The sequence below is a fragment of the Ruminococcus sp. genome, assembly GCF_024684275.1.
The window spans coordinates 39,513-55,670 of record NZ_JAIKXF010000010.1; the positions used below are offsets into that span (position 1 = coordinate 39,513).

The 16,158-nt window shown below is 41.1% G+C and carries 11 protein-coding genes; 6 read left to right on the forward strand and 5 right to left on the reverse strand.

Features of this window, described 5'->3' with window-relative positions; all coding sequences use genetic code 11:
- Positions 1 to 157: 157 nt before the first annotated feature.
- The 5 genes from K5677_RS01085 to K5677_RS01105 all read right to left on the reverse strand — a co-directional run bounded on the left by K5677_RS01085 (position 158) and on the right by K5677_RS01105 (position 6,925).
- The gene (locus K5677_RS01085; protein WP_296723661.1) at positions 158 to 1,096 is read right to left on the reverse strand and encodes a LysR family transcriptional regulator; all 939 of its coding nucleotides are present in this window, start codon (positions 1,094 to 1,096) and stop codon (positions 158 to 160) included.
- Between the two features lie 309 nt (positions 1,097 to 1,405).
- A complete protein-coding gene (locus tag K5677_RS01090) occupies positions 1,406 to 2,011 on the reverse strand; it encodes a DUF308 domain-containing protein (protein WP_296723664.1) in 606 nt (201 codons plus the stop codon).
- A 1-nt stretch (position 2,012) separates the two neighbouring features.
- Positions 2,013 to 4,769 (reverse strand): transglutaminase-like domain-containing protein, encoded by a 2,757-nt coding sequence (locus K5677_RS01095; protein WP_296723667.1) that lies wholly within the window; start codon positions 4,767 to 4,769, stop codon positions 2,013 to 2,015.
- Positions 4,769 to 5,962, reverse strand: a complete 1,194-nt coding sequence (locus K5677_RS01100; protein WP_296723669.1) for a DUF58 domain-containing protein — start codon at positions 5,960 to 5,962, stop codon at positions 4,769 to 4,771. Before K5677_RS01100 ends, K5677_RS01095 begins: the two co-directional genes overlap by 1 nt.
- A gap of 9 nt (positions 5,963 to 5,971) precedes the next feature.
- The gene (locus K5677_RS01105; protein WP_296723672.1) at positions 5,972 to 6,925 is read right to left on the reverse strand and encodes a MoxR family ATPase; all 954 of its coding nucleotides are present in this window, start codon (positions 6,923 to 6,925) and stop codon (positions 5,972 to 5,974) included.
- A 443-nt stretch (positions 6,926 to 7,368) separates the two neighbouring features.
- Between K5677_RS01105 and K5677_RS01110 the strand changes: the two genes are divergently transcribed.
- The 6 genes from K5677_RS01110 to K5677_RS01135 all read left to right on the forward strand — a co-directional run bounded on the left by K5677_RS01110 (position 7,369) and on the right by K5677_RS01135 (position 16,046).
- Complete coding sequence (locus K5677_RS01110; RefSeq protein WP_296723675.1) at positions 7,369 to 8,340, forward strand: cell wall hydrolase; 972 nt, start codon at positions 7,369 to 7,371, stop codon at positions 8,338 to 8,340.
- Positions 8,341 to 8,508: 168 nt separating this feature from the next.
- Positions 8,509 to 8,859, forward strand: a complete 351-nt coding sequence (locus K5677_RS01115; protein ID WP_296723678.1) for an arsenate reductase family protein — start codon at positions 8,509 to 8,511, stop codon at positions 8,857 to 8,859.
- An 83-nt stretch (positions 8,860 to 8,942) separates the two neighbouring features.
- Positions 8,943 to 11,453, forward strand: a complete 2,511-nt coding sequence (locus K5677_RS01120) for a heavy metal translocating P-type ATPase (RefSeq protein ID WP_296723680.1) — start codon at positions 8,943 to 8,945, stop codon at positions 11,451 to 11,453.
- Positions 11,454 to 11,589: 136 nt separating this feature from the next.
- Complete coding sequence (locus tag K5677_RS01125; RefSeq protein ID WP_296723683.1) at positions 11,590 to 13,569, forward strand: toprim domain-containing protein; 1,980 nt, start codon at positions 11,590 to 11,592, stop codon at positions 13,567 to 13,569.
- Between the two features lie 11 nt (positions 13,570 to 13,580).
- The gene (locus tag K5677_RS01130; RefSeq protein ID WP_296723685.1) at positions 13,581 to 13,805 is read left to right on the forward strand and encodes a hypothetical protein; all 225 of its coding nucleotides are present in this window, start codon (positions 13,581 to 13,583) and stop codon (positions 13,803 to 13,805) included.
- A complete protein-coding gene (locus tag K5677_RS01135) occupies positions 13,806 to 16,046 on the forward strand; it encodes a DNA topoisomerase (ATP-hydrolyzing) subunit A (protein WP_296723687.1) in 2,241 nt (746 codons plus the stop codon).
- The last annotated feature ends 112 nt before the right edge of the window (positions 16,047 to 16,158 follow it).

Consider the following 16,158-nt stretch of genomic DNA (forward strand, 5'->3'; position numbering starts at 1 on the left):
TCATCAACTAATAATTGGCTTTATACAGTTTTAAAAAACCAATTTTTAGTTGTCAAAGTGCAAGAAAAAATAAATAAACCAATAGTTTTTCTTGCGCTTTGTTTTGCCCGACAGGGCAAAATGAGCTTGATATAAAAGAATGTGATGCACAAATTATTTATATTTCAAGACCTTCGATTTTGTCTGCATATTCATAAACAGTCCTTATGCAGTCTGAAATAAGGGCGTTGTTTTCGCTTGCCTTACGATAGATGATCATATCGCGGTTAAGGTTATTAGCATAAGAGCACTTTCTTGTAACAAGCTCGTTGAACCTTAAAATGCTCTGTGACATAGGTGCGACCCACATATAGGCATTTTTTACAGTCTTGAGCATACTTATCTGAGTACCTCTGTCATAGATGAGGATACGTTTTGTAGAGCGCTTTTCATCATAATCCTGATTGATAGCAGCTCGTCTGACCATTTCAGGCTCATCATCACCGTGGATTATCTCCGGGTATTCTGAAAGACGCTCAAATGGGACATCATCATATTTAGCAAGAGGGTGTTTAGCGCTCATAACGATCTGTAGCGGGAACTCCATTATCGTTCTGCCGACAAGATTTCGTGCTTTAAGGCGGCTTTCGATCATTTCCGCATATGTGCTTGGAATACGGATAAATCCCACATCGTATTTGCCTGCACAAATATCCTCAAGTACCTTTGCAGTGCTTGTTTCCATTACATGGACCTCGATCTTGTCAGTTTTATCAATATATTTACTGATAAATTTGCCGATAGCCGCAGTAGCGTAAGTGGAACGTGCAGCAGCTACCTTTAGTTTCATTTCGTTATCAGGAGTCTGTGCGTAGTCTCTTTCAAGGCTCTGCATTTCATCAACAATAGTCTGAGCACGGGCAAGGAACTCTTCGCCCTCAGGAGTTAATATCATACCATTGGGAGAACGATTGAATATCTGTATACCGAGTGAAGCCTCCAGTTCTTTAAGAGCTATACTGATATTAGGCTGAGCCTGATAGAGCTTCTTAGCCGCTTTTGTAATACTGCCTTCTCTTGCGACGGCAATAACATATTCAAGCTGCTGTATTTTCATAAGCAAATCCTACCTTATTTTTATTTTATAGCAAACTATATAAATATTATATCACCATATAAATGAAATTGCAATACCAATTTCAGAATAATTTAATTTAAGCTAAAGATGCTAAATTAAGTTATTTTATTATGATTTAAAATAAATTATATAAGCTTTGCTTTATCTCAAATTCACCGCATTAATAAATTTTGTAAAGGTGCTTTTGAGCAAACATCGAGTACTATTGTATCACAAAATCCGTGATTTGTCAAAGCTTAATTATGTTTTCTAAAAAAGGACTGCCGATCTCTCAGCAGTCCTTTTTTATTATTGGATCTTAGGTTGGTTGTCGCTGTCATTTACATCGTGACCTACCGTATCGATTATGTCATCATATCTTTTAGCGGCTGAAGAGCTGTTTACAACTCCGCCATTTCGCTCACTGATAACATAGGCAACATAAAAGTTGAACAAAGCATAGCAGATCAAGATGATGCCGACAATGATTCGTATCAAATTTCCGCCCTTGAAAGGTTCAAAAATAAGGAATACAGAGCTGATAAGAAGAATTATACCAAAAATAAGCTGAATTATTTTCAAGCCTTTTTTCATTTCCTTTGACAGCGCTTTGATTATTTGAACAATAGCTATTATCAGGATAGCAAAGCCTAAAATGATAGAGATATGAGCACTTATGACTTTTGGGAGACACATTATGAATAATCCTATTGCGATCCCTATACCTCCTGCCGGAAGCAGTGAGCCGTCTCCCTTAGTGATACCGCCAAGAGATGTCAGCAAACTTCCTACGACGATTATTCCGCCTAAGATATAGAATGTCCAAGATATAACATTAGGGAAGAACGCAAAGCATACACCGCATACTGCAAGAAGAATACCCTTTATAATATATCCTGAGTTGTCTATCTTCATATTATTCCCCCTTTACAAGGACTTTTAGATACATAAGACTGAATTTACCGAGCCTGTCTGACTTTTTGAATATAGTCTTTGCAAGATCATTCAATACTTTTTCACATTTTTTAAGATCTTCCTCACTGGGAGTTTCATTGTTAAATGCAGTTCTTAGTGCAATATCAGTTATCTTTTCAAATCCGCCGTTTTCAAAGTATATACCTCCGTGCCATTTTTCAACGTTTTCAGCAAATTGCTTATAATTTCCATATTCTCCCCTGAGATTTATTTCGGCGAGAAGCTTTTCTGCATATGAATACATATATCTTATACGTTTTCGTGCGTCACCTGTCTTTATGTGTTTTTCTCTTATTTTTAGTATAAGAGCCCTTCTTCCGCGCATCATTATCACTAATGCTCCGATAAACAGGATAGTAATAAAGATATTCTTGATAAACGACGGGATATGTATTCCCTTGCCATTTTTGCCGCCCTTTACAATAGTTGTAGCTGTAACGCTTGTACCTATTGCAGAAGTTGTTGTGTGTGCTGAGGTGAGGGCTGTATTCTTTGTTGTATTTGATACAGAAGTATCAGTTGTAGTAGTTTGATCAGGGGGAGCTGATGTAGTTGTTTCGTCAGCCTGTGTAGTCTCAGGCGGTATATCCATCTGTGTGTAACCAGCTGTAAACTCATATGGTATCCAGCCTATACCGTCGATGTAGACTTCAGCCCATGCGTGGCTTCTGTTATCTTTAACATTTATGGTTACAGAATCATCACTATTTTTTTTGCCGGCTTTCAGGTCGTTTTCCACAAGGATATAACCGGTAGCATATCTTGCAGGGATACCTGCCATTCTTGCAAGAATAACTCCTGATGTAGCATAATGGGTACAATATCCCTTATGAGACTTCATCAGAAAATAATTGACAAAATCACGCGAGGAGGGGGTTGCTCCCGGCTCAAGCGTATAAGTGCTGTTAGAAGCCATTCTTATTCTTATATTATTGAGTATCTCGAATACTTCTTCCGCTGTACTGCCGTGTTCAATATTTACAAGGTCGCTGTAAGCCTCTCTTACTTCTTCCATGTCCTTGTTTTGCGGAACATCAAGATAGTTTTCATAAACGAAGTTCTTATAGCTGTTCTGCAAAAGCTCAGCCATGATGATATTGCCATGCTCATAAAGATATGAAGTATCGGCAGAGAGCTCGTAATCTATGGTGAAATAATCGTCGTAGTTAATGAGATCATTATCCTTGCAGTATTTTAGTACTTTATCGCTCCATTTTTGGTCGGTTATTTCCGAGGCTGAGAAAACAGTTCTGTTAGAAGTAAAAGCAGAGTTCGGTGTAGGATCAAAGACGAGACTGCCGTTTTGGCTATCGTCTAAAAATACTTTCGTGTCTTTGTCGAGCAGAGCTTCTATATCATCGGGAGAGATCGGTACAAATTTATAAGAGGTCTCACCTTTTTTTTCGGTTTCTGGGAAAACAAGAGTATCATTTTCGTATTTTATCTTGCCGAAGTTCTCAATGCCGTACGGAGAGTATACTCGGCGTTTTTTTCTGGGACTGTTTTTGATCCAGATAGTATTCTTGTCCTCTTTTCTTTTTATGTACGTTCCGAAGATAGCAGGGAAGTTCTGTGGAGATATGCCATATTCTTCAAAATCATTGAACATCTTGTCATTGTATTTTGATGACGGCATCTCGAACCACTCATTATCATGATATAGTGCTCGTATATCCTCTTTAAGATACAAAGGACCTGATACAGGCTTTTCAATAGTAATTGTAAGGTCTGTGATATTTTTGTAGCGGACATGATCACTGGTTCCGAGCTTGTGATTCTCATAGTCAAAGTTAAATCCGAAGGCATTAGTAAGATTTGCAATACTTTCGCCAAGATTATGGAATGAAAAATCCTCTGCTGCTTCTGTAATATCACGGCGCTTTTGATTTATAGAATCACTTCTCTTATAATGTGTGATATTGAGATAACCGTTTGCGAGAACAGCTACTATCATAACAGAGGCAATAACAAACATACCGCATCTCTCGGTAACCTTTAGCTTCATATGCCGCTTAGGGAAAAACAAATTGTTTTTTCGGACAAATCCGCTTTGACCGCCGGAATATTCTCCCACATCAATAGTTGACATAGCCAGAATTGCGAGCCAGTACGATATACACATAACTCCCCAGAATACAGGCATTTTCACACCGTTGTACAAACCTATTTCAAGTAATGGGAATGTCACCATAAGCGGGAGGACCGGATTCGGTCTGCATATGGTAAAATAGCAAATCACTATTGCAAGGAGCCATATGTAAAAGACAAAAAGCGTTGTTACAGATGGTATTTCAAGTGCTTTTTTTAAGTCTTTGAAATGAACAGCATTGGGATCTATGGATTCTTTGTATATTACGTTGTATACGTATTTAAATCCTTTAACTAATACTTCCGATTTTCTCCATGCCAATAATAAGAATCCAAGTACAGACAGCAGATATGCACCGAGGGCTTTTCCGCCCTTGAGAGCGATCAGGATATGGAATACTGCAAAACAGAAAAATGCAGCAGCGACCGCACTCTTATCATACCGGAAATGAAACATTCCCAAAAAAGACATAAGAACGGAAAGCATACCTATTATAGTGATAGCTGCCGCATAGATTTTTCTTCTGCTCGGGTGTTTTTGTTTTACGGACATTACTATGCTGTCGCTGATATTAATGCCGTTGGTGTTTTGTATGTTCTTTCTTTTCATTATATATCTATATCCTTTATTGAGGCAGATATTCTGCCTACCACGACAGGTATAACGTTAAGTGAAGAATAACCGCCGCTTAAAGAAGCGGTTTTTTCTATATCATCAATGATCATAACAGCGTTCTTGAAGTCAGCATCTACTTCCTCATCAATGCTGTCAAGTAGTTTTTCATTGAAATCAGAGCTTATATATGTGAATGAAGCAAATGAGAGCGAATCATTCTCCTTGAAATAAACATCAGGATCCTGACAGTATCGAGTGTCATCAACTGAGTTTATAATCGTCTTGACGACCGCTGCAAGATCAGTCGAACTTGTTATGCTGTATTCTGCAAACCGATTCTGTAAAGCGTTGAAAAATACAACTGAGTGACATCTTTCATTATCCAGCAAAAACTGCGAGATAGAAAGAAATGTTTCAATAAGAGTATCTGTCACAGGTAGGGCAGCAGCACCTTCCGAATAGCATTTCAGATCAAGGAACAGCATACACGGAACATCTATCGGCAGGCTGTAATCCTTTACGATAAACTCGTCCTTTTTTGAACTCAGCTTCCAGTGTATGCGATTGAGCTTATCGCCGGCGTTGTATTCGCGCAGGTCAAAAACCTCCGACGGATCATCACCGGGGCGGTGTTCCGAGAAAAGATCGCTTTCCTCGTTTACGCGGTCACTGTAATGAACGATGCCGCCGATATCATGTCCCTCGGGCATGATAGTCACCTCTGAATGGACACTGCTTGCCGCTTTGAACTTGAATATCCTGAGCGGATCATAAATATTGAGATATAGTGTTCTTATTTTAATAGTACCGCAGAATTTTGAGTTGAGCTGAAAGGTCACACGCTGCGAATTCCTTGACTGTATGGGAAGAAAAAGATCAAAGGATGAAATGTCATGGCTGAATGAATTGTAGTATTCCACCTTTGCCTCAGCCTTTCCGATAGGGAAAATGCTTTTATTTGTAACAACAAGCTGAACGGGGAAGTCCTTTGATTTTACAGTGTTCTTTTCTTTTACAGCAAATTCTACCTTGATACAGTGTTTTGTAATCAATGTAGAGACAAACATAATGATAGGCACAGCTATCATTACGATAAGAAGTACCAGAGCGAAGTCCCATATATATAGTATATAGAAAAGTGCGCATACTATTATGAGAATGATGAAGAGCAGCTTTGTAAGTACCATGCCGCCGCCTTACTTTTCGCCGATCCCGGGAACAGGGACTGTTCTTAAAATTTCTGTGATTATATCAGAAGCAGTCATATCCGAGAGCTTTGCTTTGGAATTCAGCATTATACGGTGCTCGAATACGTCATTGCAGATATATGAGATGTCCTCTGGAATAACGTAGTCGCGTCCCATAGCAACAGCGATTCCCTTTGAAAGCTGCATAAGAGCAAGAGTACCGCGCGGACTGACGCCAAGCTTTAACATTGGATGATTACGTGTCGCGGCTGAAATAGAAACGATATACTCGTATATCCTATCGTCGATATAAATATTTGATATGTATTCCTGAAGCTCGGTAATAAATGCGGCGTCTGCAACAGGGCTTACGCTTTGAAGCGGATTATCATTATGCTTAGCTTTAAGTATAGACACCTCGCCGCTGAAATCAGGATATCCCATGCTGAGCTTGATCATGAAACGATCAAGCTGAGAGTCGGGAAGATTATGTGTACCGGCTGAACCGATAGGATTCTGAGTAGCTATTACAGTATAAGGCTCGGGAAGCTTATAGGTGTTACCGTCAACAGTAATGCTTTTTTCCTCCATAAGCTCAAGAAGGGCTGACTGTGTCTTGCTTGATGTACGGTTTATCTCATCAGCAAGAAAGAGATTGCAGAATGCAACACCGGGGCGAAACTCGAATTTTCCGTTACTCTTATTATATATGGAAAATCCTGTAACATCTGAAGGGAGTACATCGGGAGTAAACTGCATACGATTGTGTTCAAGAGAAAGTGCCTTTGAAAATGCAAGTGCAAGAGTTGTTTTACCTACGCCCGGGATATCCTCTATCAGGATATGCCCCTTACACAGCATAGCCAGCAGTGCCTTGACTATTATAGCATCCTTGCCTATGACGGCTTTTTTTACTTCTGTGATTACAGAATTTATTTTATTAGTGTAATAAGTCTTGTCCATATTGTTTCTCCTATAAATTTGTTTATACTATATTATTATAGCATTAAACCCTTGCATTTGCAATAGCTCTCTGTATATTTCTGCAAATGTTTTTTGTAACTATTCAGTTACCGGAAGTATACTTGTAAAATGTTATAAAATGGCGAAAACAACGTAAAACAGGGAGTTGAATTTTCCTCGGATACACAGTTAAAGGAAAGGCATTGTTACTATTTTGTAACTAAACGCGGTTAAAACTCAATTGTTATTAACAATTTATTTACAGATAGTCTATTAAATCTCCATATAATATGTGCACATTTACTCCGAGTCAATAAATACCGTGGAAAATATTGACCACAAAATGGAAAAAATCCTGAAAGTATTGCCATTTTGAGGAAGATGTGTTATCATATCAACAGCCCGAAAAATTTGAAAACACTTTTTCAGGAAAGGATGAGTTGATGGGTAATCTCAAAGCCGCAGCGTTAGCTTGCGGAGTAGTTGCTTCAGTTTTGGGCGGAGGAATCGGAGTTGCATATCTTACATCTTCGACCGTAAGTACATCTGATATAGTTAGTGCGGAGGGCCCGGTGGCAAACGCTATGAGTGCTGTTTCAAATACAGCATCTGAGCTTTCTGTAATGACAGAAAAGGCAACTGCAAACAAAAGAACAACCACCAAGAAATCTTATACAGTCGAAAAGTCGACGGCTGCAAGCAAAAAAACTGCTGCACAGGAAGGCACAACTTCTCTGTACGGTATAGAAGTAGCTACAACAGCTGCTCAGATTTCAAGATCGGTGCCCGCACCGGCTCATGCGCCGGCTGCAATCACACAGCCTGCTACGCAGGCATCTACAACTGCTGCGATCGTAGCAAGAGCTACAGAGGCAGTTAAAGCAACTACTGCAAAGCCGGTAGTTACAACAACATTGATGACAACAACGACTGCTACCACCACGACCACGATGGTAGAAACAACAATTGCTGCAGAAGATTATGTTGAACCAACAACTGAAGCTCAGCAGGAACCAACAGAGACTTATGTTGAGCCTGAAACAGAGCCTGTAGTGATCGATGTTGAAACAGAAGAGGACTCATTGCCTATAACCGATGAAGAGTACGTGCTCCTTTGCAACGCTGTGGCACACGAAGCAGGCTGCAACTGGATCAGTACCGAGGATAAGGCAAAGGTAGTAGAAGTGATTATGAATAGAGTTTCTTCTCCTAAGTTCCCGAATACGATTTACGGTGTAATCACACAGCCGTACCAGTTCTCGGGTTCAAGTACATACGCAAACTTAAACACATACAGTTCTCACGTTACACAGAGCGTGAAGGACGCGGTTACTCTTTACTTCATGGAAAATGGATCCTTTACTCAGGGTTACATTGGTTTCTGGGGTGACGGTTACAGTAACCACTTCTATTAATTAATAGTATTAAAACAGTCGGCATACAGCCGGCTGTTTTTTTACATATAATTTAGAAAACAGCAGCAATCGAGGCAAAAGGCGGTGCCGGCTCTGCGCTTATTGCATTAAAACTGCCGATGTGGTATAATATATTAAAAATAAGATATAATGAAAAGGAGAATATATATGAAATTTATCTGCTATTCAAAGTGCACTACTTGCCAGAAGGCAAAAAAATGGCTGGACGACAGAGGCATATCTTATGAGCTTAGAGATATTAAAGAGAATAATCCCTCAGAGTCTGAGCTAAGGGAATGGTATAATAACAGCGGTCTGCCGATAAAAAGATTCTTTAATACAAGCGGTCTGCTATATAAATCAATGGAGCTGAAAAATAAGCTTCCAAATATGACCGATGATGAACAGATCAAGCTTCTTGCATCAGACGGAATGCTTGTTAAAAGACCTATACTTGTTGACGGCGGTAATGTACTTGTGGGATTTAAAGAAAAGGAATACGAGGAGCTATTTAAGTAACACTATTTTAAAAAATGTTAGCAGTGGCTAATTGACATTTGTCAGGCTTTGCGGTATAATAAATTAATGAAAGGAGCTGACATATGAAGCAGTATAATGTTACGGGAATGAGCTGTGCCGCTTGCAGTGCACGTGTAGAAAAGGCTGTATCGGCAGTTGAGGGAGTTACATCATGTTCTGTCAGTCTCCTTACTAATTCAATGGGAGTTGAGGGGAATGCTTCCTCCGAAGCGATAATTGCCGCTGTAAAAAATGCAGGCTACGGTGCGACTGCAAAAGGTGAAAGTAATACATCGGTTTCAAAAGAGGACGAGCTCAAGGATACAGAAACTCCTAAAATGAAGCGCCGGCTTATAGCTTCTATTGTATTTTTGCTTATTCTTATGTATATATCAATGGGACATACAATGCTTGGTGCTCCATTGCCCTCTGTTATGAACGGAAATCACGTTATGACAGCTCTTGCGGAGCTTCTTCTTGCCGCAATAGTAATGGTTATAAATCAGAAGTTCTTCATAAACGGATTCAGGGGCATTGTAAACCGTTCGCCTAATATGGATACTCTTGTAGCTCTTGGTTCGGGAGCTTCTTTTGTGTACAGTACAGCTGTTTTGTTCATGATGACTGCTGCACAGCAGAGAGGCGATAGAGCAGCAGTTCACGCTTATATGCATGATCTGTATTTTGAATCGGCAGCAATGATACTGACACTTATAACAGTGGGCAAAATGCTTGAAGCCCGCTCTAAGGGAAAGACTACCGACGCTCTTAAAAGCCTTATGAAGCTTGCTCCTGAGACAGCTGTTGTAATTCGTGACGGAGAAGAAGTCATCGTGCCTGTCGAGCAGGTGAAAAAGGGCGAAATATTTGTTGTAAGGGCAGGGGACAGCATACCTGTTGACGGAATTGTAATTGAGGGCGAAAGTGCAGTAAATGAAGCTGCACTCACAGGAGAGAGCATACCTGTGGACAAAACAGCGGGTGACAGTGTATCCGCGGCTACAATTAACAGCTCAGGATATCTCCGCTGTGAAGCTTCGCGTATAGGCGAGGATACTACACTGTCACAGATAATAAAAATGGTAAGCGACGCGGCAGCTACTAAAGCTCCTATTGCGAAAATAGCCGACAAGGTATCGGGAGTATTTGTTCCTGTTGTCATCGGAATAGCTCTGCTGACATTGATAGTATGGCTTATTATCGGAAGATCAGTAGGCTTTTCACTTAGCAGGGCGATTGCTGTACTTGTTATCAGCTGTCCCTGTGCTCTGGGACTTGCTACCCCTGTTGCAATTATGGTAGGAAACGGCGTAGGAGCTAAGAACGGTCTGCTTTTCAAGACTGCGGCTTCTCTTGAAGAGGCTGGCAAAGCGCAGATCATTGCTCTTGACAAAACAGGTACTATTACAAGCGGTGAGCCTAAGGTCACAGACATTATCCCTGTAAAAAGTCACAGCGAAGATGAGCTTCTCAGGTTAGCTTATTCGCTGGAAAAGAAAAGTGAACACCCGCTTGCAGGCGCTGTAGTGAAATATGGAAATGAAAAAGATATTATCGCTGATGATATTACAGAATTCAGAGTTCTTGCAGGCAGCGGAGTATCTGGCAAATGCGGAGAAAGCTCATGTATAGGCGGAAATCTCAGCTTAATAAGCTCATCAGCTGATTTAGATGAAAATATCATATCCTTGTCTGAAAAGTTGTCAGAGCAGGGGAAAACTCCTCTTTTCTTTGCCAAAAACGGGGAGCTTATAGGGATCATCGCCGTTGCTGACGTTATAAAGGATGAAAGTCCAAAGGCAATACGTGAATTACAGGATATGGGTATCCATGTAGTAATGCTTACAGGTGACAATGAACGTACAGCAAATGCTATCGGTGGTCAGGCAGGTGTTGACGAGGTAATAGCAGGTGTTCTTCCGGACGGCAAGGAAGCAGTCATACGCAGGCTGAAAAAGCAGGGAAAGACGGTTATGGTCGGTGACGGTATCAATGATGCACCTGCGCTTACAGCAGCGGATATAGGAATAGCCATAGGGGCAGGGGCTGACGTAGCCATTGATGCTGCGGATATAGTTCTGATGAAAAGCCGGTTAAGCGATGTACCTGCGGCAGTAAGGCTCAGCAGAGCAACACTAAGGAATATCAGGCAAAATCTTTTCTGGGCATTTATCTATAATATTATCGGCATACCTCTTGCGGCAGGAGTTTATTCAAAGCTTTTCGGCTGGCAGATGAATCCCATGTTCGGAGCGGCAGCTATGAGTCTTTCAAGCTTTTTTGTTGTCAGCAATGCTCTGAGACTGAATTTCTTCAAGGTACACGACAGCAGCCGCGATAAAAAACGTATTAATAAGCTTTCCGAAGCCTCAAGTGAAACAAGTACGGTACTTATAAAGATAAATGGTATGATGTGCGGACACTGTGAAGCAAGGGTGAAAAAAGCTCTCGAGGAGCTTCCGTTTATTGATGAAGCAGCTCCAAGCCATGAAAAGGGCACTGCGGAGCTTAGTTTATCGGGAGTATTAGATGAAAAAGCAGTAAAAAAAGCAGTTACCGATGCAGGCTATAAATATATTGGCATAAAGCAGTAGAAAAATATGAAAAAGCAGTCTTTACGGCTGCTTTTTTCAGTATATCGTGAAATTTTTCTGCTCACTTGCATTTTGAGGATTTTTGTGCTATAATAACTTTTGTATGCATTAAAATGTGACCGAAAGGCAGAGAGTTATGGCTAAAAAACAAGATTACGGAAATGACAGTATTTCAATGCTCAAGGGTGCGGATAGAGTTCGTAAGCGCCCTGCTGTTATATTTGGCTCGGACGGTCTTGACGGCTGTGAGCATTCAATATTTGAGGTCATCTCAAACTCAATAGATGAAGCACGTGAGGGATACGGAAACAAAATAATAATCACCCATTTCAGAAATAACGAAATTGAGGTCGAGGATTTTGGCCGAGGATGTCCTGTTGACTATAATAATAATGAAAAGAGATATAACTGGGAGCTGGTCTACTGCGAGCTTTACGCCGGCGGTAAGTATGATACTTCCGCTGAATCCTACGAATATTCTCTCGGACTTAACGGTCTTGGACTCTGCTCAACTCAGTTTTCATCTGAATTTATGGACGTTGAGGTAGTTCGTGACGGCTTTAAGTATGATCTTCATTTTGAAAAGGGCAATAACGTCGGCGGCCTTAAAAAAGAGCCTTGCAAGAGAAAACAGACAGGTACAAAGACACGTTGGCGCCCCGACCTTGAAGTTTTTACGGATATTGATGTTTCTGACGAATTTTTCTGCGATATACTCAAGCGTCAGGCTATAGTAAACCCCAATATCCTGTTTGTATTCCGCAGTGAGAATGAAGCAGGAGGCTTTAACGAGCAGGAATTTTTCTATGAATCCGGTATAACCGAATATGTTCAGGAAATAGCAGGCAATGGTGCTCTTTCATCTATACAACACTGGACTGCTGAGAAAAAGGGCAGAGACCGTGAAGATAAGCCGGAATATAAGGTAAAGCTTGACGTTGCACTCACGTTCTCGAATAAAGCCAAGCTTACCGAGTACTATCATAACTCAAGCTTTCTTGAACACGGCGGTTCGCCTGCCGAAGCTGTAAAAAGAGCATTTCAGGCTCAGATAGACAGCTATATCAAGTCCATAAACGGCTATCAGAAAAACGAGAGCAAGATAACCTATGCTGATGTTGAGGAGTGCCTTATACTTGTATCCTCGTCATTCTCTACACAGACATCATACGCAAACCAGACCAAAAAGGCTATCACCAACAAGTTTATCCGCGAGGCCATGACAGAGTTCCTCCGCCACCAGCTTGAGGTCTACTTCATAGAAAACCCTGACGAAGCTCAGAAAATAGCCGAGCAGATACTCATAAACAAGAGAAGCCGTGAAAATGCAGAAAAGGTTCGCCTAAACGTAAAAAAGAAGCTCACAGGTACTATAGACCTTGCAAATATGGTCGAAAAGTTTGTGGACTGCCGTACTAAGGACGTTTCACGCCGCGAAATATACATCGTGGAGGGCGACTCGGCTCTCGGTTCCGTAAAGCTTGCAAGAAATGCAGAATTTCAGGCTATCATACCTGTCCGCGGCAAGATACTTAACTGTCTTAAAGCTGAATACTCAAAGATATTCAAGAGCGAGATAATCACAGACCTTATAAAAGTATTGGGCTGTGGAGTTGAAGTAACTACAAAAGCCAATAAGGAACTCTCAAACTTTGATATAAACAATTTCCGTTGGAGCAAAATAGTTATATGTACCGATGCTGATGTTGACGGTTTCCAGATAAGAACTCTTATACTTACCATGCTCTACAGACTTACTCCGACTCTTATTGAGCAGGGCTATGTATATATCGCGGAATCTCCGCTTTTTGAGATAAATACAAAAGAAAAGACCTATTTTGCCTATACAGAGCAGGAAAAACAGCGTATACTCGAAATGATAGGCGACAAAAAGCATACTATCCAGCGCTCAAAAGGTCTCGGTGAGAATGAGCCTGACATGATGAGCCTTACAACAATGAATCCCGATACAAGACGCCTTATCAAGGTAACCGCCGATGATATAACCGAGTCCGCTGAGGTTTTTGAAATGCTTCTCGGCGACGACCTACAGGGACGTAAGGATTATATCTCTGAATATGGCGCAGACTATCTTGAGCTTGCGGATATAAGCTAAGGAGCTGTCTTATGAAAAAGATCAGAATGACAAAATGCCGTTTCTGCGGCGGTACTGAATTTATAACAGGGTATCAGAACTTTTACGGAGCTGTTTACAGTGCTGACAGCCTTATGCGCACAACATCGCTTTATCATACTATTTGCCGAGACTGCGGAAGTGTTGTCAGGTCTTATGTAAAGGACCCCGAAAAGCTCCTGAAAAAGAGCGAACGACGTAAAGAAGGAGAAGAATAAATGCCAAAAAAAAAGGAAACTCCAAAGAAACAGCCTGTTTTCAAGCATGAAGCTTATATAGAGGGCTCGGGCAGTATTGTCGATGAGAAAATAACCGATACGCTGAAAAAGAACTATATGCCTTATGCTATGAGCGTTATAATCTCCCGTGCACTTCCTGAGATAGACGGCTTCAAGCCATCTCACAGAAAGCTTCTTTATATGATGTATAAGAGGGGACTGCTCAGTCCCGATAAGGAGCGCTCTAAGTCCGCTAACGTGGTCGGTGAGACTATGAAGCTGAATCCTCATGGAGATCAGGCTATATACGAAACTCTTGTGCGTATGACAAGAGGCAATGAAGCTTTGCTGCACCCGTATATAGACAGCAAGGGCAACTTCGGCAAGCAGTATTCAAGCAAGATGCACTTTGCTGCACCACGATATACAGAGGTAAAGCTTGAAAAGATCTGCAATGAGCTTTTCCGTGATATTGACAAGGAAACTATAGATTTCGTTCCTAACTATGACAATACTATGCAGGAGCCTACTTTGCTCCCTGCAACATTCCCGACTGTACTTGTAAACTCGAATACAGGTATCGCAGTATCTATGGCAAGCAATGTCTGCCCATTCAATCTTGAAGAGGTCTGCGAAACTACTATCGCTCTCATGAAGGACCCCAGCCATGATATAATCAGCACTCTTAAAGGTCCTGATTTCCCGGGCGGAGGTCTTATGCTATATGATGAAGCGGAGCTTAACAAGGTTTATGAGACAGGCAGAGGAAGCATAAAGGTACGTTCTAAATACAGCTATGACAAGAGTGCTAACTGTATTGAAGTAACCGAAATACCTTATACTACTACCGTCGAGGCTATAATCGAGAAGATTATCGACCTTGTAAAGCAGGGCAAGATAAGAGAGATATCCTATATACGTGATGAGACCGATATTGACGGACTAAAAATTGCTATCGACCTGAAACGCGGAACTGATCCTGACAAGCTCATGCAGAAGCTTTATCGGCTTACGCCGCTTCAGGACAGCTATCCATGCAACTTCAATATTCTTATCGCAGGTACTCCTAAGGTTATGGGAGTCCGCGAGATACTTATTGAATGGACAGCATTCCGCGAGGAATGTGTTCAGCGCAGAACATACTATGACCTTCAGAAGAAGAAGGAGAAGCTTCATTTACTTGAAGCACTTTCAAAGATACTTCTTGATATAGATAAAGCAATAAAGATAATCCGCGAAACTGAGAACGAAGCTGACGTTGTGCCAAACCTTATGATAGGCTTTGGCATCGATGAGATACAGGCTGAATATGTTGCTGAGATAAAGCTCCGCAACATCAATAAACAGTATATTCTCCGCCGTGTAGAGGAAGTAGATCAGCTCAAAAAGGATATTGAGGAGATGGAGGATATTCTCCGCGACAAGAAGAAGATACGCAGGATAATAGTCAACGAGCTTCGCGATGTAATAAAGAACTACGCTCAGCCAAGAAAGACTATGTTCTATTATCAGTCTGACATCGAGGAATCAGAGGAGATCGATGATACTCCCGATTATCCTGTTAATATCTTTGTTTCCGACAGCGGATACTTCAAGAAGATAACTCCGCAGTCACTGCGTATGAGCAGTGAACAGAAGCTCAAGGAAGGGGACTTTATCAGTCAGAGCTTTGAGGCTACAAACAAGACTGAGCTGGTATTTTTCTCGGATAAGGCTCAGGCTTATAAGTCACGAGCAAGCGCATTCGATGATACTAAGGCGAGCGTTATGGGTGATTATATCCCTGCAAAGCTCAGCTTTGACGAGGGCGAGAGTCTTAAAATGGTGGTCTCTACCATTGATTACAGCGGATATGTCATATTCTTCTTTGAAAACGGAAAGGCTGCAAAGGTACCGCTGAAATCCTATGAGACAAAGACTAACCGAAAGAAGCTTGCAAAGGCTTACTCTGAAAAATCTCCGCTTGTTTCTGCGTTATTTGTTTCTGAAGACTGTGATATTCTTCTCAGAACGACCAGCGGTCATGCACTTGTGTTCAATACAGGTATGATACTTCCAAAGTCTACAAGAGATTCTCAGGGCGTACAGGTTATTAATTTAAGGAAAAAAGCTTTGCTTTCATCTGCTTCTTTCATAGCTCCTGAGGAGCTGCCCGAGCTTGAAAAATACCGATCAAAGAGCGTTCCCGCCGCAGGTAAGCCTGCTAAGGAATTAGGGGACAGCAATCAGCTCACGTTCTAAACAGTTCTTCTATATATGCTCCCAAAACAGGTATTTTTCAATGTAAACACGTTGAATTTCAAAAAAATAAATCCGAACTTTGTATACTTGTACAAAGCTCGGATTTTTTATT